The 18,746-nt window shown below is 41.8% G+C and carries 20 protein-coding genes; 4 read left to right on the top strand and 16 right to left on the bottom strand.

Annotation, left to right across the window (positions count from 1 at the left end; all coding sequences use genetic code 11):
* Positions 1-173: 173 nt before the first annotated feature.
* Together PBN151_RS13465 and PBN151_RS13460 are read right to left on the bottom strand one after the other, a co-directional pair.
* Entirely contained in the window at positions 174-1,430 is a 1,257-nt protein-coding gene (locus PBN151_RS13465; RefSeq protein WP_072729365.1) for an MDR family MFS transporter, read from the bottom strand.
* A gap of 224 nt (positions 1,431-1,654) precedes the next feature.
* Positions 1,655-1,867 carry a hypothetical protein gene (locus PBN151_RS13460; RefSeq protein ID WP_072729364.1) on the bottom strand — a complete coding sequence of 71 codons (213 nt, stop codon included), beginning with the start codon at positions 1,865-1,867 and terminating at the stop codon, positions 1,655-1,657.
* Positions 1,868-1,886: 19 nt separating this feature from the next.
* Here PBN151_RS13460 and PBN151_RS13455 point away from each other — a divergent pair, with 19 nt between their 5' ends.
* A complete protein-coding gene (locus tag PBN151_RS13455) occupies positions 1,887-2,567 on the top strand; it encodes a DUF899 domain-containing protein (protein ID WP_072729363.1) in 681 nt (226 codons plus the stop codon).
* Positions 2,568-2,792: 225 nt separating this feature from the next.
* Here the strand turns inward: PBN151_RS13455 and PBN151_RS13450 are convergent, their stop codons facing one another.
* Entirely contained in the window at positions 2,793-3,251 is a 459-nt protein-coding gene (locus PBN151_RS13450) for a cupin domain-containing protein (RefSeq protein WP_021261678.1), read from the bottom strand.
* A 660-nt stretch (positions 3,252-3,911) separates the two neighbouring features.
* Here PBN151_RS13450 and PBN151_RS13445 point away from each other — a divergent pair.
* A complete protein-coding gene (locus tag PBN151_RS13445; protein ID WP_227774643.1) occupies positions 3,912-5,753 on the top strand; it encodes a carbohydrate-binding protein in 1,842 nt (613 codons plus the stop codon).
* A 107-nt stretch (positions 5,754-5,860) separates the two neighbouring features.
* On the opposite strand, the gene PBN151_RS30735 is transcribed toward PBN151_RS13445, so the two are convergent.
* The 4 genes from PBN151_RS30735 to PBN151_RS13430 all read right to left on the bottom strand — a co-directional run bounded on the left by PBN151_RS30735 (position 5,861) and on the right by PBN151_RS13430 (position 8,001).
* Positions 5,861-6,022: a hypothetical protein gene (locus PBN151_RS30735; protein ID WP_227774641.1), complete on the bottom strand. Its 162-nt coding sequence runs from the start codon at positions 6,020-6,022 to the stop codon at positions 5,861-5,863.
* A 218-nt stretch (positions 6,023-6,240) separates the two neighbouring features.
* Positions 6,241-6,969: a DUF981 family protein gene (locus tag PBN151_RS13440; RefSeq protein ID WP_072729361.1), complete on the bottom strand. Its 729-nt coding sequence runs from the start codon at positions 6,967-6,969 to the stop codon at positions 6,241-6,243.
* A gap of 102 nt (positions 6,970-7,071) precedes the next feature.
* Positions 7,072-7,410: a DoxX family protein gene (locus tag PBN151_RS13435; RefSeq protein WP_072729360.1), complete on the bottom strand. Its 339-nt coding sequence runs from the start codon at positions 7,408-7,410 to the stop codon at positions 7,072-7,074.
* Between the two features lie 162 nt (positions 7,411-7,572).
* The gene (locus tag PBN151_RS13430) at positions 7,573-8,001 is read right to left on the bottom strand and encodes a MarR family winged helix-turn-helix transcriptional regulator (protein ID WP_072729359.1); all 429 of its coding nucleotides are present in this window, start codon (positions 7,999-8,001) and stop codon (positions 7,573-7,575) included.
* Between the two features lie 311 nt (positions 8,002-8,312).
* On the opposite strand from PBN151_RS13430, the gene PBN151_RS31925 reads away from it, so the two are divergent.
* On the top strand, positions 8,313-8,648 hold the full coding sequence (locus PBN151_RS31925; RefSeq protein WP_072729358.1) for a hypothetical protein: 336 nt from the start codon (positions 8,313-8,315) through the stop codon (positions 8,646-8,648).
* Positions 8,645-8,734, top strand: coding sequence for a hypothetical protein (locus tag PBN151_RS31920; RefSeq protein ID WP_227774639.1), 90 nt, complete (start codon positions 8,645-8,647; stop codon positions 8,732-8,734). The genes PBN151_RS31925 and PBN151_RS31920 overlap by 4 nt, the downstream gene beginning before the upstream one ends.
* A 60-nt stretch (positions 8,735-8,794) precedes the next feature.
* Here PBN151_RS31920 and PBN151_RS13415 read toward each other — a convergent pair whose 3' ends face one another.
* The 9 genes from PBN151_RS13415 to PBN151_RS13375 form a co-directional block, all read right to left on the bottom strand.
* Positions 8,795-9,325 (bottom strand): GNAT family N-acetyltransferase, encoded by a 531-nt coding sequence (locus tag PBN151_RS13415; RefSeq protein ID WP_072729357.1) that lies wholly within the window; start codon positions 9,323-9,325, stop codon positions 8,795-8,797.
* Between the two features lie 127 nt (positions 9,326-9,452).
* Positions 9,453-9,755, bottom strand: coding sequence for a hypothetical protein (locus PBN151_RS13410; RefSeq protein WP_370510421.1), 303 nt, complete (start codon positions 9,753-9,755; stop codon positions 9,453-9,455).
* Between the two features lie 225 nt (positions 9,756-9,980).
* The gene (locus tag PBN151_RS13405) at positions 9,981-12,263 is read right to left on the bottom strand and encodes an NPCBM/NEW2 domain-containing protein (protein ID WP_072729356.1); all 2,283 of its coding nucleotides are present in this window, start codon (positions 12,261-12,263) and stop codon (positions 9,981-9,983) included.
* Between the two features lie 343 nt (positions 12,264-12,606).
* Positions 12,607-13,623 carry an aminoglycoside phosphotransferase family protein gene (locus PBN151_RS13400; protein WP_227774637.1) on the bottom strand — a complete coding sequence of 339 codons (1,017 nt, stop codon included), beginning with the start codon at positions 13,621-13,623 and terminating at the stop codon, positions 12,607-12,609.
* The gene (gene rsgA / locus PBN151_RS13395) at positions 13,620-14,687 is read right to left on the bottom strand and encodes a ribosome small subunit-dependent GTPase A (RefSeq protein WP_083545130.1); all 1,068 of its coding nucleotides are present in this window, start codon (positions 14,685-14,687) and stop codon (positions 13,620-13,622) included. The genes PBN151_RS13400 and rsgA overlap by 4 nt, the downstream gene beginning before the upstream one ends.
* Positions 14,688-15,077: 390 nt before the next feature.
* Positions 15,078-15,752 (bottom strand): YqeB family protein, encoded by a 675-nt coding sequence (locus PBN151_RS13390; protein WP_072729355.1) that lies wholly within the window; start codon positions 15,750-15,752, stop codon positions 15,078-15,080.
* A gap of 30 nt (positions 15,753-15,782) precedes the next feature.
* Positions 15,783-16,382 carry a TetR/AcrR family transcriptional regulator gene (locus PBN151_RS13385; RefSeq protein WP_072729354.1) on the bottom strand — a complete coding sequence of 200 codons (600 nt, stop codon included), beginning with the start codon at positions 16,380-16,382 and terminating at the stop codon, positions 15,783-15,785.
* Between the two features lie 357 nt (positions 16,383-16,739).
* Positions 16,740-17,879, bottom strand: coding sequence for an efflux RND transporter periplasmic adaptor subunit (locus tag PBN151_RS13380; RefSeq protein ID WP_072729353.1), 1,140 nt, complete (start codon positions 17,877-17,879; stop codon positions 16,740-16,742).
* 21 nt (positions 17,880-17,900) lie between these two features.
* Complete coding sequence (locus PBN151_RS13375) at positions 17,901-18,713, bottom strand: carbohydrate ABC transporter permease (protein ID WP_083545147.1); 813 nt, start codon at positions 18,711-18,713, stop codon at positions 17,901-17,903.
* Positions 18,714-18,746 lie beyond the last annotated feature (33 nt).

Below are 18,746 nucleotides of genomic sequence, written 5' to 3'. Positions count from 1 at the left end.
CTCATCCAAAGGCCGAGCCATTCCATAAGGGCATTTGTACCAACATACCACTATGTTTTCCCTAAATCAAAGACAAATATGAAGACTACCCTGATAATAGGGCTTTTACTTGAATGTGCCCAGAAGGAATCGAGCCCAAGATTGCGCGTTTGTACCGGATGCTTGAACGTGTTTCAAGTTCCTGTCCTAGATGCAGATTCATCATATGCATAGATCTTAAAAAGTTTTATATAAAGAATAATACTAATTAGTGAACAGACAAGGATGAAAGTAAAAACCCCCATTGGAGGTACCCATGCCGATAAAATAACGGTCAAGGGTGCTGCGAATCTCCCAATCGTGAATTGCAGCCTCGATGCCCCCATATATTGCCCTCTCGCGTTCGCAGGTGCATACTGACTTACAAAATTATTGGTCACCGGAGCTCGTATAATTTCTCCAAACGTAAACACGACCGTGATAAGGAATAATAACCAAATATGCGTCGTTAATCCAATGGCGAACATGCCCACCCCAGCCAAAGCGGATGACAGAATGAACACGTCTCGATCTTTTAAGCGATTTAACCATTTTGTAGTGGGTAAAACAAATAGAACGAATAGCAGCCCATTTAACCCGAGAATCCATCCAAATACTTCTGTACTCGTAAGCCGGAGCGTCCAATCATACCAAGTGAATAGGGGTTGCGACGGGACATATTGCGTGACATATATCGCTAAATACAGATCCAATTGCATGATTGTTATAATAGAGAAAACGCCTGCCAGAATATATAGAACAAATATTTTATCCTGAAAGATGATTTTATAGCCTTTCCATTGTTCTTTTATCGAAGTTGAAACTGCATGTAATGAAACCTTTTTGCTGGTACCCGGCATACTCTCATGAATTCTCAGAAAGATTGCAATCGTATAGAGCAGCATGACGATTGTACAAGTCCATAGCAGCTCACTTCGATTTTGAAAGAAAAAAAATGCGCCCAATGCGGGTCCTAATACAGCACCAATATTATTAGCTGTCGTAAACGTGGCGAACACCTGACGTCGATCCTTATCGGGAATAAGATCAGCTACCATCGCATCACTAGCAGGTCCATAGAAGGCACCTCCTAATCCAATGCCAATATAGGCGAAATAATTAATCCAATGCGAACTGGACAACGCAAACAATGCGAACATACACGCTTTAAGGGAGGCGCCTGCCAACATCATGGGACGACGTCCCACCCTATCCGCTAAACTCCCTCCAACCATGCTGCCAAGTATGCCAATGAGAGGCGGAATCGCCATTAACATCCCTGCCGTCTGTTTACCTAATGATTCGCTAAAGTAGACCGTAATAAAAGGGAAGTACATCCAAAACAACAAATTGAACAGCCCCTCGCCGATTAGGCGAATTTTCAAATTCACATCCCAAACATGTAATTTCAAATGTTCTCCCTCTTCTCTAACGCAAACATCCGTATAGGTCTACGAATATTCACCGTTTTCCCCGGCCAGGTAAACCAATGATAAAGTACTTGGGAAATTAAATATAGACTTATAATTTTTAATAAGTTATACTCATAATATGGAAATTCGAGGTAACCCATTTTAATTTAACTGCTCCAAAAAACGAACATTTGTTCGAAATGGTATCATAAAAACAGACGCTCTTATGTGAGAGCGTCTTTGTTCATGTATTCTACGATCCCTAATGCAATGCCACCAACAGCTCTTACTAACAACGCTATTTTTGATGAGATTCTCTCTTCAGACTCAATAAACTCCCCGTATGTGTTCTTTCCGAAATACAAGATGTCTCGGATAATCAGCAACGACCAGTGATCGCCAAACGCCTCTAAAGAAAAATTAAATTTCCAACTCATATAGGGAGGAATGGATTAAATGAGCATTTCTTCAATGCCTCGGATCGTTTCAGAAGAAGAGTGGCAGATTGCCCGTCAAAAACTGCTCGTCAGAGAAAAGGAGCTCACCCGCGAGTTAGATGCACTTGCTGCGGAACGTAGAAGACTGCCGATGGTGAGAATTGAAAAAGATTACGTGTTCGAAGGATCGAACGGCACTGCAAGCCTGCTTGATCTTTTCGAAGGACGGCGCCAACTCATCATTTATCATTTCATGATGTCTCCAGGCTCTGATCATCGCTGCCGCGGCTGCTCATCCTTTGTTGACAACATTGGCCACCTATCTCATCTGCACGCCCGTGATACTTCCTTCATACTCGTTTCGCCAGCACCCTTTACTCAGATCGAATCATTTCGAAAGCATATGGGCTGGACTATCCCTTGGTATTCCTCAAACGGCGACAATTTCAATTTCGATTGCGGTGCAGGCAAGGGATTTGGTTTGAGCATCTTCCTGCGTAATGACGATAGTGTGTTTCGAACCTACTATACGACTGCACGCGGTGTGGACAGGATCAGAGCCGATTTCAATCTCCTCGATCTTACGCCTTATGGTCGTCAAGAGGAATGGGAGGATTCCCCTAAAGGGTGGCCGCAAACACCTCCATACACGTGGTGGCGATTACATGACGAGTACGAAGTGAACCAAGATGGAAAATAACCCTTTCATAGGTCCCGTTATAATGGGGAGAACTGTTTAGGAAAGAAATGCTCATTTCCTGCAAGAACTAATGGATACGATATTCACGGTTTGGTACGACCCGTAACCCGGTTCAATTCAGAGATCAGAGAAAATGAGGCTGCCGTTCCATGTCGGTAGCCTCGTCCTTGGTGATTGTTATCTCCGAAATAAACCGCTTAACTCTGGCAAAAAGAAATTAGCATGTTACGCTTGTTCTGCCCAGTTAGCCGGATATGTTACATAGATAAATCGTGCATATTCTGGCACAGAAAATTGAATCTTACTTCCATTCGGAATCAGGATCACTTCTCCTGGACCAGCTGACACCTTTGTACCATCAATGATAACATCCAGATGTCCCTCAATCACATAATCAACTTCATCATAGTTAAGTGTCCAGTCAAAGGTTGTTTCTTTCATCTCCATGATACCGCAGCCAAGTCTTGGACTTTCCTTAAGCGAGAAAAGATCTTTACAATAGACGATATCATTCGGGTTGCCTGTATCGAGACGATCCTCTTCTGTTACTTTCATATTTGGCACTTTAACAGAAGTAATCCCTCCAGGACCTCTATGAACGTTCTGTTCAATCGCATCAGCCCCTACTTTTTCCATGATGATTTTACGAACCATCTCTTCAATCATCTTTTTATCGATACTCATGGGTACCCTCCTCTATTTCTTAGGTGCAGTTTTTTAGAACCATTTTACTTGCAATGAGCATAGCAACCATTACAGCTGTAATACACTTATGAACATCGATTCTGTTCTCGGCTAAAAGGAGGTGTGAAACAAATTTTCTGCCACTTCCTAATCCTCCATACCAGAGAATAAACATAAAGAGGCCTAGGGTTATCCCGCTTCCTATCAAGTAGGAATGCTATAACCCTAAGCCTCTTTGCTTTAGTAAGACTACGCCTTTGTAGTCCTCTATTAGATTTTAAACGTGAATGAAACTGTTGTTCCACACGCTGTAGATTTAATTTGCATGCTCCCTTTTAGTTTATCCTCTACATAGCTATTTACAATAGATAAACCTAAACTTTTTGTGAACATTCTTCAGGGGATTATTCGACTCCATCTCCTACTGAACCTATGTGAAATAAAGTAAATAGAAGTTTTAACGTGATATCTGTATATAACTATCGTTGTTTACGCTTACCTCGAAATTGATCCAACATTTACCTTACCTTATACTGACAATTGTTAGCCTATTTATTCAGCTAGCAACAGAAAAATTTAAGAGAATGGAAAGGAGAGATTACTATTATTCACACTTATTCCCGCTTAAAAAAAACGTTGTCCGTCGCTCTTGCCTCGACCTTGCTTTTATCATTAGGCACTTTGTCAAATGGAGCAAACGCTCTAGAGAGTGGACAGTCCTTTCCAACGAGCACATCATTCTCAGACACTGCAACTCCAACCTTCGAAGAAAAAATTGTTGTCAAATTTACACAACAAGCTTTCCTTCCAAGTGAAGAAGGAAGACTTCAATTGCAACAAGAAATATCACCGTTAGCCGCTGTACCAGAATTATCGTTTGAACCGCTAATCTCGCAGCAATTCTTACCGTCAGCTAACAAAAGCATTGCTGCTAGCCCTCTTGCAGCCGTGTTTGACCGCTATTATTCCTCCAAAATTCCCGCTGGCGCTGATGTCGAACAGTTATTGCAAACGTTGCGAAGCTTCCCGCTTGTTGAGGATGCATACGTAAGTAAAAAACCAGAACTAGCCAATGCACCTGCTCCGAACACAACACCTGTCCTTCCAGACGACGATCCGCGCTTCACCTTACAAAGTTATGCGCAAGCAGCTCCTCTAGGTATCAACGCTCCTTATGCTTGGCAATTTGAAGGTGGCGATGGCAAAGGCACCAAGTGGGCCGATGTCGAGTGGGATTGGGCTTTAAATCATGAAGATCTAGCCGCTCATAACATACAGATTTTACCAGGCGGCACTAATAACGGAAATGCTAGTCACGGTACAGGTGTGCTCGGGGTTGTATCTGCAGTTGACAATGCTATCGGCAATATCGGGCTAGCTAACAAAGCTACGCCGATTGTATCCTCTTTAGTTCGTACAGGAGGTATAGTAGAAGCAATTTTAGCGGCTACACAAGTATTATCACCAGGTGACGTTATTCTGCTCGAAATACAGCTCGGCTATGATACTTGGATGCCTGTCGAAGTACAGTCTGCAGAGTTTGATGCAATCCAATATGCAACAAGCTTAGGTATTGTCGTTGTAGAAGCGGGAGCCAACGGTAGTGCTGATCTCGATCAGTACAAGCATTGGGATAATAAATACATCTTCAATCGGGATCTCCCAGATTTCAGAGATTCAGGAGCAATACTTGTTGGAGCAGGATCATCAACTGCACCTCACTACAGACTCGGCTTCAGCAGCCATGGCAATCGGATCGACGCTTACGGTATTGGTGAGAACGTTGCTACCTTAAATGCAACAAGTACTGCTTCGACAACTGGTTACAACGACTATTTCAATGGAACCTCTTCCGCTTCACCTGTCGTTGTAGGTGCGATTCTACAACTGCAAGGGATTGCTAAAGCCAAATTCGGCGTGCCGTATTCGCCAGATGAAGTTCGTAGAATACTGAGATGGTTACCGTTCAATACCCCGACTTCCGATATAGCCAATGATAGAATTGGTACCCTACCTAATTTGCAACAAATTATAACGAATTTACCTACGCCAGGTGCTGTACCTAACGATATAGAAGCACCACTAGCACCAACTAATCTAGTTGTTAATACTACCTCTGGCACAGTTAACTTGAATTGGACTGCTTCTACGGACAATGTTGGTTTGATCGGCTATGACATTTATGTAAATAACGATCCTTTTGCTAAAGCAAGATCAACTAGCAACTCCGCCACGATCAGTGGATTAACAAGTGGTTCATATACGTTTACTGTCAAGGCTCGGGATGGCTTTAGTAATTTGTCTGCGGCAAGTAACTCGGTGACCGTTCAAGTTCAAGTTGACCCCTGCCCTACTCCATGGAGTGCTTCCTCCACTTATGTTCAAGGTGACATTGTTTCTTATAACGGAGTGAAGTATCAAGCCAAATGGTGGACGCATAATGAACGTCCAGATCTGAAAAGTGGTCCCAACGATGTTTGGACTGCGCTCGGTCCTTGCTAAAAGAATAAAACTTGATTAAATAAAAGAGAGGTAGGGGCATATCCATTCCCTACCTCTTCTACTTATTATCTTCGATAACCCTATACTTCAGCTCTGTAAGTAAACCCCTAAGTCAGTCCATCATAAGGGTCAGCACTTAGTTTCAATTGTAATCGGTCAAAGCCCAAGCCGCGGAACCATTTAATCGGTTCTGTCACTGACAAATCAATCTTCTGTTCACTCACAGAGAGAACACTGCTATCCAGCCCGATAATCGCTCTCATTTCCAACTAAATTGCCCGTTAGATGAGAAAAAGGCTGCCTTGTGGCAGCCTTAATGCAATTGATTTATCGTTCTCAGTCCCCTGCTGAAGCATTCTGCTTCTATGTTAGTCTAGTAACTGTACCAACCTATCACTAATAGCAGGTTAATTTTTATCCCTTTATCTTTTTATGCAACCCACATTTTATCGAATTGGGAGCGATAGTCATTGTATATCATTCAATACTATTTGGGCATTGTATTCACAATCAATCCAATATGTGTAAAGTAGTTCATGGCTCCAAATAGAACAAAGGCTATGCCTGCAAGTGCCCAAAGGAATTTAATAACTTTAGCAAAGTTTCGATTTGCGTCTTTGTTTAAGGCAAAAGGAAATAATACAGCTCCAATCCCTATAATCGCGAATAATCCTGACATAAAAGTAGCTTCCAACATTGGATAATCAGCAAAAGCTCCTGATATTGGTTCTTCTGGTGGCGCTGCAAATAATTGAAATCCAATACCTGCAAATGCGATTGAGATGAGTGCTAGCCCCATTGCTGCAGCAAAATAAGATACTGGTTTTAATAAATACGGTAATTCCGCCTTTAATGTATTGGATACTATTTTCGTATCGTTCATATTAATGCCTTGTTTTACATATAGATTAGATTTTCTCCATATTAAGACGGTTGCAGCCAGAAGCAGAACCCCAAAACCTAGAGAAGACTCACCAAATATAATATCATCAAATGGGAATCCAATCTTTGACAAGGGCCAAGTAAGGGTCATATGAGCTCCTGTTAGCGTTAATATAAACCCGGGTATTCCAAATCCTATAGCCCAACCTTCTAGTTGTCCAACTTTTCCTTTGGCTAAATGGGATTCAAATCGAAGCATTAATAATAACCCTATACCAGTTGCAACTGACATTATTGTGTTATACACAGCTGTTGTTGACCAATCGATAACCATTTAAAAAAACTCCTCACTTAAATTGTTACATATTATTTCCTTTAACTTTATTCATATTTCTTCAGCAAAGTTAGAAGGATTTTATCATCACTAGCTTTCAGACTAGATCAAATGATTCATACTGACGATGATAGACAATAAGCAAAGTACGATAGCCGGTATTGCTTTTGGAAAAGGATCCTTAGCAACAGCAAGAAGAGTAAAGGCTGCGACAAACATCGTAACCGCTAGTAAAAATCCTGCAATAACAGCCGCTATTGGAAACCAAATACCTGCAAATAATCCGATTGCAGATGCAATCTCAATAAATCCCGTCAAAAAATTAAAGATGGGAGGCATGCCGAAACGCTTGAACTCATCTGCCATTTTACCGGAAATAATCTTACTCCCAGTAAACATAAAAAATAATCCTATAATAACTTGCAAAATGATAATAACCAAGAAAATCCCCCCTTTCTCGGAGTATATTATATGCTATAGCATATAATATACAAAAATATTTATTTCTTTTGACAAAATCGTTTCTTAAAAGCTTTCATAGACGTAAGACCATAGAGTCGGGTCTTGTGCGTACCGTCTCGGGTAACGTGGAACGAAGATGATCTAACCGTCATCCATAACACTTGCATACAGTTTTTCAAGTAAAGATTCCAGTACCTGCATTTCATCTTCACTTAAGTACCTTGTCACGTGCTTGTGTGCTTCGATGACAACCGGCAGTAGTTCTGATTTGAGTAGTATACCTTTATCGCTCAGATATAAGTTATGAGATCGTTTATCTGTATCATTTACAATCCGTTTGACGATCTCCTTCTTCTCGAGCGAGTGGATCATTCGAACAACCGTGCTCTGATCTCGGTCGATTGCTTCCGCAAGTTCTTTTTGAGTTGTTGGTCTATCCCCGTCTAGGACACTGATAATACTCCATTGCTCTGGCGTCATCTCATAGGGCTTTAATTGCTTTGTAAAATAGTTGGTCATTTTAACATCCGTACGGTGAATCAAAAAACCCGTTAAATTACACAATTCCATAGTTTTCCCCCCCAATTATTATTATGGAATGTTGACTTACCTATAGTACCCCAGTGCTCCAGTACACCTGATTCCAATTCACATAGTCACATCATTGAACCCATACTGTTTCATGTTCTTTCACAAAAATACATGCTATAGCATATAAAAATTTATTTAAAAAGTCAAGTTTTACTCCCTCTATGTAGAAACGCATTTCTCTTAAATGCTCACGTATCCTTAGAAGTTGACCGTTTGAACTCTCCCATGTCTCACAGAGACAACTCTCCCACATTCCTTCATTCAACCTGTCCATGAGGTGGAGGTCAGATATGCTGCCCGACACGATCTTCGTCTGTAAGATAGTTGCGTTCCGACTCATCCGTGCTTCTTTTATCTGTCCAGCTAGCAACAGAAAAATTCAAGAAAATAAAAAGGAGAAAATATTATCTCCGGGTGACGTTATTCTGCTCGAAATACAGATCGGTAATAACGGCGGCCCTTGGTTACCTATCGAAACACTGCCAACAGAGTTTGATGCAATCCAATATGCAACAAGCCTAGGGATTGTCTTTGTACCGTTCAAGTTCAAGTTGACCCCTGCCCTGCTCCATGGAGCGCTTCCTCCACTTATGTTCAAGGTGACATTGTTTCTTATAACGGAGTGAAGTATCAAGCCAAATGGTGGACACAAAATGAATACCCAGATGTGAAAAATGGCCCGAACGATGCTTGGACTGTGCTCGGGCCTTGATAATAAGAAGAGGTAGGGGCATATTAATCCCCTACCTCACTATTAATATCTTCAATAAAATCAATCTGATATTAATTTCGAATAAATACTGAGATCGTTAAACTTTCCGTCTACTCTCTCGTATTGTCTGAGTGTTCCTTCAAACCGGAAGTTGAGCTTTTGTAAAAGCTTCATAGAATTCACATTTCTGGGGTCAACCCTTGCTTCGATTCGATTCAGCTTTAAGGATGAAAATCCATGTTCTAACAGAGAAGAGATAGCTTCTGTAGCGTACCCTCTTCCCCAAAATGATTTAGCAATGTCATATCCAATCTCTGCCTTGCCATTTTCAAAATCTAAGTCATTATAACCGCAAGAACCAATAATCTCATTGGACTCTTTTTTAATGATGGAGAAACGAATAGCCTTACTCTCTTGAGAAAGACCATCAAAGAGATTAATCATTTCCAGTGCTTGATTTTCATTAGTAAAACTACAAATATTCATAAATTTAGTTACGTCCGGATCAGACCAAATTTTAAACAAACTAGACGAATCCGATATCTTCATTTTTCTCAAATGTAAACGTTCTGTGTGTAACTCAGTAATCAATACTTTTACCTCCATTATATTTTAATAGTTAGGTTGAAAATATTGATATCTGCGCATAGTTCAGTCCCTTCATTTTTGAAGATAGTTTCATTATATAAGAGGCTATATGCTTTATCTACGATTAATCTCAATCCTTTATTTGCTTCTCATGTTCGGGGATCCATCGATCCGTCACAGGGTGGTGCGCTTGGACAAAGAAAAGAACAGGTAAATTAGGAGGGAAAGATTGCTGTTCTGTTGCATTAAAGTTGAAATACATGCTCTCTGCCTCATTTAATTGAGTTGTATTATACATGTTTTTGCGTATCAAAATGTTCAATTGTTCTTTCGTTTGTTCATCATAAGGCAGTCCATCATAAGGGTCAGCACCCAGTTTCAATTGTATACGGGCGAAGCCCAAGTCGCGGAACCATTTAATCGGTTCTGTCACTGACGAATCAATCTTCTGTTCACTCAGCGAGGGAACACTGCTATCCAGCCCGAATAAACGCTCTCACTTCGTTAGGATATTGGTTCACATAATCCAGACTGTAGATCCCCGATCTTCCTTATTTCCTTTCCTATTAGTTGTTCAGAGAAAATAAAGAAAAGCAAAATAGCCCACACCTCGATAACAAGGTGAGGGCTATTAGACACTTACTAGTAAAGTTAAATTCTATTTGATAAGACGAGCATTTACCCAATCGGCATGGTCACTATTTATACCATCTCCGCCATCTGTGACAATGAGTTTTAGCTCATTCTTTCCAGATAGATTAACGTTTACCTCTTTTGCCGCTGTATTTTTATTCATTACGCCACTAGTGAATACAACTTGATTGTCTACAACAACTTTGAACTCCACAGTACCTACAGTACCTACCTCACTATCTACCCCAACTAGCGCGGCAAAGGATGTGTACTGCCCATTCAGTTTGTATACAATTTCACTGTTAGCATGTGTGCCCAAACCTTTTGTATAGGTCTTGTCATTTAACTTGAGTGTATTTCCATCAACACTACGATCTTTTTGGACTGTTCCCCAACCTGCTGTGGCAGAAAACCAATTAATATCGCTGAGATACGTTGTAACAGGTTGTGGTGCTTCAAAGAGTTTAATCTCACTTGCAGATGCAAAACCATTTGTGCCACCACCTTGAGGTACTTCAAGTCGAACATATTTGGCAAGAGTAGGTGTGAAAGTGGCTGTCTTTTCTGTTTTGTCCTTTGCCCAAGTGCCTGTGGCAACCTCATTGAAGGATACTCCATCAAGACTAGTTAGGATTCTATATTTTGTAATAATTCCATTTTCTTCACTTTGTCGTGGTAGATAGGTTAGCTTGGTGAATGTTGTAGGATTTACATACTTTGCTGTAATATGATAAGGAAACTGATTTGGGTTATTCCATGCACTGTGCCAGATAGTTTTTGTATCTCCATCAAATGCATATACTGCGGCATTACCCTGTGAAGTCTCTTCGCTATTTGCTGTTGCGGCAATGATACCCCCAATACCTTTTACCTTATCCATTCCATCAGTCGGTTTAATGATGTTATAATCTGACCCAAACCAAATTGGTGCGGTTAGAAGAGGTAAACCCAATGCATTAATCTTGTTTTTTGTGTCATTTGTTGCAGGTAAACCCCATTTATCAAAGAAAGGCGTCAAGTCATAGTGAGCTACTTTTGAAGTGTTGAGAATAAATGCCTGCTTTTTCTGATCATCTGTAGTTGGCAGATCAGTTTTTTCCATCTCACGATATAATCGATGTAACTGTGGGTAGAAGTTATCCCCAAAAGCAAGATTAAGCTGCCACAGCATTTCTAATTTTGAATTAGAGTCTGCAAAATTCTTGGTTGGCTGATCTACAAACGTGAAAGCAGCTAAGTACTCGCCTGGGGATCTTGCAGGTTCAGTAGGCTTAAGAGCCTTCTTAGCGGCTATAGAATATATATTTACATTAACCTCAGTCATCCCATCCCAATTCCAAGGTGCTTGTTGTCTCAGATGACCTGCCTCATGATACTGCCCCCAACCCGTTCTTGTAAGGTCTAAAGCATCGGCACTTGCTCCAGTATCTTTAGGCATAATTGCCCCATCCCAATTTGCATATGCATACGCTCCTGGTATGGTATTTTCTGATTCAATAAAGCCAATCAAATGCCTATCTAACCGATGCCTAGGATCAGAATCAGAACTAGATAGTCCAGATATTTGATCCTGTGCTGTAATAAACTTATCATAAGTCTGTAAAAGAGTAGTTGGGTCTTGATTCAAGATATGATCTCTAGCAGTAGCATAATAGAAGACAAAGAGAGCTCTTTCTGATTGAAGAACAACAGAAGGTGCATTAGGATATGCATTCATCATTGCCTGCCAATCCGCATTTGTATTCTTGCCTAATACAAAGAATGGAACAGGACTCCCCCCGCTCACTACATTTACATTAATACTACCTTCATTGTTGCTGTTATCAAATGATAACAAACCGCCATTTGGTGAGGTCATTGTGTTTATGCCTGGTTGTAATGGATAAAAAAGCGCCCATTCTTTATCATGACGATGTATTCCAATAACCGCTGTAATTGGTTTGTCACCTGAAACTTCAATCTTAATTTGTTCATTGGGTTTTGCATATAAACCTGTTGGCTGATATATTTTTCGAGCATTTATGAATCTACGTTCTCGGTCGCCTTCCGCCCATATATCTCCAAGCGCTTTTACTTCAAAATTTCGCTGAACAAGAAGATTATTTAGCTCTGTAATGGCTTCCTCTGTTGGCGTGATGACTGGCTCTGTTGGTGTGATGACTGGCTCCGTTGGTGTGATGACTGGCTCTGTTGGTGTGGTGACTGGCTCTGAAGTTTGGGCTAGTGCCCAAGATGGCGAGCCAGCTACTACAACCGCTGTTACCACCGTAAGAGATAAAACCTGAAGTGACTTCTTGAGTTTTCTCATCAAATCCTCCTAGAACAAATGAAATTTATGCATAGCTAGCATTTACTGCTGGCGTATCCATCTTGGTAAGTAATAAATGGATTTCAGACTATAATGATACTATTACATTCCACTTTTTTACATTTGTTAAATAACACCGTTTATCTCTATTGCTTCAATTCCATCTTTATTCTGCTTTTAATAAAAAAACAAACTCGCAACATAAGCTGTAAGTTTCTATTGACAAATCGATTGATTCATTTCATCATGAATGTCGGCAATGTTCTTGCCTGAACAAAAAAATCCTAATGCTACGAAGTAGGCGTATGCCATTTCCATAGCAGAAGGATTTATTAGACAGGATCTACAAATTTCTCATCTCATAGATTTTTTGCAAGGTATTAAGGTGCATTGATTTATCTTCGGGCGACTCAGCGAATTTATACCACTCCACAAGCCTGTATCCGAACATAACAAGGATTAGTTCATAAACACAATGATCGGAGTTGTGGGACACATCCGCATATTCCGAAAAACCCCTGTAATACGCCGGAACGCATCTTTGGTAGTATTCAACCATATGACAGACATCCGCTTCGTCCGCTATTAAACTCGCGATATCCTCGCCCATATGCCCCCATCCGGCGGTATCCCAGTCGATCAGTACGATTTTACTCTCCGAGCAGAATATGTTTGCCACCCAAAAATCTCTATGGCAAAGCACGATTGGCAGCTTTTCAATGCGACTGAATATTTCGTCCGAATTGTTATCTAAGTCTATAAGCATTTTACATAGGTGCTTCGGGATTTCGCAGTCATCGGAGCGTATGTAATCATACAAAACATTCCATGACCGATACCGCAGATAGTAGTTTTTTGTAAACTCAACCTTGCTTAAATTGGTCAAATTCTGCAATACGTTTGGTTGTTCAGCGTACAGCTTGCCTTGAAACCGCCCCAATTCCTTGGCTGCACGTTCATACATTTCGGAGGTCAGATTTAAACTTGACACACCATCAATATATTCCATCCATAGCTGTATCTCATCGCCATTTATTTCGGCGTGATAACACTCCGGACAACGGAACGAATCGAAGAAAACCTTGTTGAAATCCGATGCATAGAGATCGTATTCCCTTCGCCATGAATCCGGATCACCATAACGCTCCCATTTTTTCTGTGTTTTCCAAACTACCTTATACGGCAGATTTTCACCGTCGGAAGTTTCAGCCATGCCCGTTACAAGCCGAACATCTCCTACTGTCCCGCCTTGCAACTCTTTAAGTTGATAATCTGCGCGGATTATCGTCTTGCCGAGCATTCTACTCACAACAAGCACCAGTATTTCGGGCTTTACAAACATTTCATCATGGTTGTTCATTTCTTGTGTCCTCCATTTTTACCCTTATGCTGCATGGCAATCGACTTTTGCCACGCCCGTTTATTTATGAGATACCCCGTTTTATCATCCACAAACTTGTTTTCACGCTTCTGTACAAGGTAACGCTCCCAATGCTCTGGCGCCAATGATCCATCGGCAAGAGCGGCAAGAACTGCGCAGCCTGGTTCCGTCTGATGGCGGCAGTCACTGAAGCGACACTGTGTGAATAAATCCTCCACATCGTGATATCCCGCGCTGATCCCGTCGTCCGCACCGAACAACCCAAGTTCACGCATTCCCGGCGTATCAATAACCATCGCGCCTGAAGGAAGCATAAAAAGCTGGCGATGCGTTGTTGTGTGCCGCCCCCGGCTGTCAGTCTCGCGGATAGCATTGACAGTCATTACTTCCTGATTCATCAAGGCGTTTACCAGCGAGGATTTTCCCACGCCGGACATGCCGAGGAATACCACGGTTTTCCCAGGTTGCAGATATTCACTCAACCCGTCTAAGCCACTCCCGGTATGACTGGAAACTGCGTGTACCGGCACACCAGGGGCGATTTTCTGAACCTCAGCTAACGATGCACTGAAATCCGGAGCCAAGTCAGCTTTTGTTAAAATTACGACAGGCTGGCCACCACTCTGCCGTGTCTGTGTCAGATAGCGCATGATGCGGCTGACCTTGAAATCCCAGTTTAGGGACGACACGATAAATACGTAATCAAAATTCGTTGCTACGACTTGTTCCAGTATGGTTTTGGCATACCCTGCTGCGTGTCCCGAATAATCAGCGCGGGAAAATTTCGAGCGGCGAGGCAGCAATTTGGCAATGCGCGAAGCGCCGCTTTCGTTGTATTGTAGAAAAACAAAATCGCCAACGCACGGAAACTCCTCTCGAGTCCCCACAGAGTGGTAGAATGCACCCTTCAATACAGCCGTCACTTCTCCTTGTTCGGTGATGACGGTATATTGGTCCCGCTGAAGTTCCGTAACCCTTCCGGGTATTAATCCTATCGGCGGCGTCTCGGCTTCGATATAGCCGTATTGTTTTAAATCAATCATTGAGCCGATCCTCTCCTAAAATTAATGTTGTTTTTGGGCATAAAAATACCGCGAACAAGCAGCCTCCTAAGAAGCTGCTGTTTCGCGGCGACAAGCCAAAAGTCGGCTTATAATCAAAAAGGGATACGACCTACATCGTATCCCGCTAACAGCAGTATTCACGAAAGGTTACTGTTTACGGCATAGCAAAGAAACACGGGTAATATTCCCGATTGTCTCATTCCAAGCTATAATCAAAGATTGGAATTTACTACGCCCGATATTCGGCTAAGTTAAAATCACCAATACCATATAAGCAGCCATTTAAAACATCTCCTTTCGAGGAAAAAAGTGGAATTACAATTTCACTTCTATAGTTTTACATAAACCTTTGTGGAAATCAATAGGAAATTAGTATTTGATCTTTCGTACATATTGATTCTCGCCCTGATTTTTCACAACGATTCCTAGTTCACGTAAGTCCATTTTTAAATTTGTGGCCTTTTTCTTATCCCCTTCCCTAATTGCATTTCGACGTTCATATAAGATAGCATTCGCATTTTCTCCACATGCATGATCATCCAGGGTCCAAAGATTGAATTCATCTTTATACGGATCCTGTTCACTCCATGGGTAATGATGATACAGGAAGATTTCTCGTATTTTTTCCTTCTTGATGTCTGTCTTTTCGCTCAAAAGCTCTTGTCCCTTTGTTCCCGTAATAACGACAATATTATCTTCCATAAAGATTTCCTTTATCTCAGATTTACTGATTCTCTTTTCTATATTATCTTTATTGATCCGTATTTCTTGATCTCTTATGCTCATTTTCAATGCTTCACTATAGACTGTTAGTGATAAGAGAACGCCTATGACTCCTCCTGCGATCATCAAGATCACAGACGCCCAAAACGGGCTGAATGAAAGTAAAAGTTTAATGACTTTTGAATCGGAAAAGAAAGGTATCCTTTTTGCGAATTCCAACAACTTTGGAAGATACCAGCCTATCGTTCCTAACACAAAAGGAAATAATGCTGCAATCCATTTTTCCAAGAAGCCCATACCAATTGTGGATGTATTGTTCATTATGATTGTTACCTCCAACCTTAATGGATGTTACAAGACGACTTTCAAGGCTAATTTAGTTAGCTCATCAGCGTACTTCTCAAAACTAAAGGAATTTATGTGCTTAAGCATACTTTCTTCAATCGCACCTTGAATCACAACACAGATCATTTCAACATCAAACTCATTCGAAAACTCTTGTTTTTGTTGTCCCTCGATTAGGATCTCTTTGAGTAATGAATGTAATGGATCCTCTTCTTCTCCATGATCGGCCCTATAGTAAGGAATTCCTTCTTCGTTTTGAGCATTAAATACAATCTCAATTAATGCGATATTATTCTTATAGTTAGCTACTTGATAAGCTAAACTGGCTCCAATATAGGCTTTCAATTGTGAACTAGGTGTTTCTTCTTGAACCACCTTTTCACTAATGAAATCCAACTTTTTGTTAAGCAAGTACAGCAAGGTCTGGTTAATCAAATCCATTTTGTCAGAAAAATGATACGAAATTAACCCTGTACTTACTTTTGCTGTTTTAGCGATTTTGGTTAAACTGACATTGGTGTAGCCGAGTTCCTCAAGTGTGTTAATGCATGCTTGAATAATCTGTTCTCTTCTTGCTTCGGCAATAAAAGATTGTTTGTCTTCCATCAGAACCTCCACCGTCATTTAATTGGTCGTTTGTTTTTTAATTTGGTCGATCAATCAATTTTATTTTGCACATAAATCCCATTGCTGTCAATAGACAATTGTATCAACCAGATTGTAATGGCAAGAACAGTCGCCTAGATCCTCGAAAAGGCGCAAGCGGAGTGGATGTCAAGGGTTCCCACAATCTGCGCACTCCTCTGGCCACCATCCAAGTTCAAGACTATGGATATATGCTGGAGAGCTTGCCTTAGCAATGGAGCCACGAGGAAAAGCAGGTCATGAGATCGACGATTGGGGAAAAAGGAGATGATAGGCTTGAACTGATCTCCGACTTTGAGAAATCAATAGAAAAATTGATTATAATCGAATTTTATCGCCTACCTGAAGTGGCTCGCTGCTCTCGGTGACGATTTTTTCCTCTTCGAATTGTCCTTCGGTTACGGCCGATACGGATTCATTGGAATCGATAACGGTAACAGGCAGCTTCCGAATGTAAAATGCGTTGCCGAGCGGGCCGTTTTTTTCCTCGATTCCAAACACATACTTTCCGCCGCCGTCATCGCGGATCGCTTTATTGGGTACGAGGAGCGCATCGCCCGTTATTTTCGTCAACTCGACCTGAGCATTCTCACCGCCTTTTATATCCTGATTTTTCAACGTAATCCGTATAAACTTCATGGCAACTTCGGCATTTGTTCCTTTTCCATCCGGAGCACCGGCCTGATTGCTGGAAAAGGCACTTTGGATATGTTCAATTCGGCCTTCAACTTGAAGAGCCTGGCTTCCCTCCACCCGCACCTTCAAGCTCTCGCCCGATTGCAGCGATGCGGTCATATGAGCAGGCGCAAGGAATTCAAACTGAAATCCTAGGCTTTTGTTTGAGATGACGACATCGGGAGCTCCACCAGAAGGCACCCCCTCCGTCACACCGATCGTCGTAATGATCCCATCAAATGGAGCAACCAGGTTGCCGTTCGCTTTCAAATCATGTTGCAGCTTTTGAATTCGTCGCCCCTGAACCTCGAGATCGATCTCACTGATACCAAGCGCATTTTTCGCTGCCGCAATCGCCTGTTCGTCCGCTTTGTGTGAAGCCTCGAGAAAATCGCGCTTCAGCCCTTCCTGCGAAAGCTTCAGCTTTTTCAGACTCGCCCGTTCGTCCAGAATTTGCTGTTCGGCCGCTTCTGTTTCATAAGAGACGAGCCGCTGTCCTTTCTTCACAAGCTGCCCTTCCTTTACGTGTACTTTCTCGACCTTCCACCCCGAGTTGTTCGATAAGCGCGCTTCCGCCTTCCATTTCAACACCCCGCTGCCCGTAAACGTATGAACAAGCTGTCCCTTGGACGGCAACGCCAACACCACCTTGGGCAAGCTCAGTGTCGCTAATGTATTGCTAAATAGCGTAAATCCAATCAAGAGCCCGATAAACAAGCCAAATACGAGGCGTATGGTTCGTTTCCGTCCCATTGCTGCCTGTTCACTTTGTTGAAACTCCATTCCGTTCACCCCATATAAGGTCTATCCTTTTATTCCTGACAGCTGAATCCCTTCGACAAAGCTGGATTCTGCATACAAAAACAATAAAACCATCGGAGCCATATAGATGACGGATGCGGCAAAAGCTACCCCGCGGGCTCCTTCTTGAATACGCGACAAGTATAAAGATAGCGGCTGCTTGAAGGAATCCTCCAAAAAAATGAGCGGCTGCTCCACCATATTCCAGTTGTCAACAAACAACAATACGATTAATGCAGCGATTCCCGGCTGAATCAATGGAACGATAATTTTGCAAAAAATCTTCCCATGTCCGGCTCCATCCATTTGCGCCGCTTCGATATACGTTTGCGGGATATGCAGCATGAACTGTCTCAGCATAAACACCCCAAAAGCGCTGAAAATTCCCGGCAAAATAATCGCAGATTCGGTATTGAGGATTCCGAGCTCATCCGCAATGATGTAGTTGGGGACTAACGTAACCTGAAAGGGCATCAGCATGGTGATTAAATAAACGAAAAATAGCTTATCCCTCCCCCTGAACCGCATCTTTGACAGCGCGTAGGCAGCCAAAGATGCAACAATGACCTGTCCGACAATGATCGGTACGACCAAGAACACGGAATTCCAAAACATTTGCAGAAACACGGGCTTAACAATCAGCACTTCCATATATTGATGAAACGATACCCAGTCAGGAATCAGCTTAAGATTAATAAAGGAGCTGACTTCTCCCGCTGAAGTCTTGACCATCTTGCCGATTAGATTATAGTTAAGGTTAATTTCTTCCTCAGTCATCAATGAATTCGAAAATGTGACTACGATCGGGAAAAGCATGATCACAGCGACCGGGAAAAGCGCTATTGTTCG

It is taken from the genome of Paenibacillus sp. NAIST15-1 (assembly GCF_001894745.1).
GTDB lineage: Bacteria > Bacillota > Bacilli > Paenibacillales > Paenibacillaceae > Paenibacillus_B > Paenibacillus_B suaedae.
This window is presented reverse-complemented; position numbering and strand designations above follow the sequence as displayed.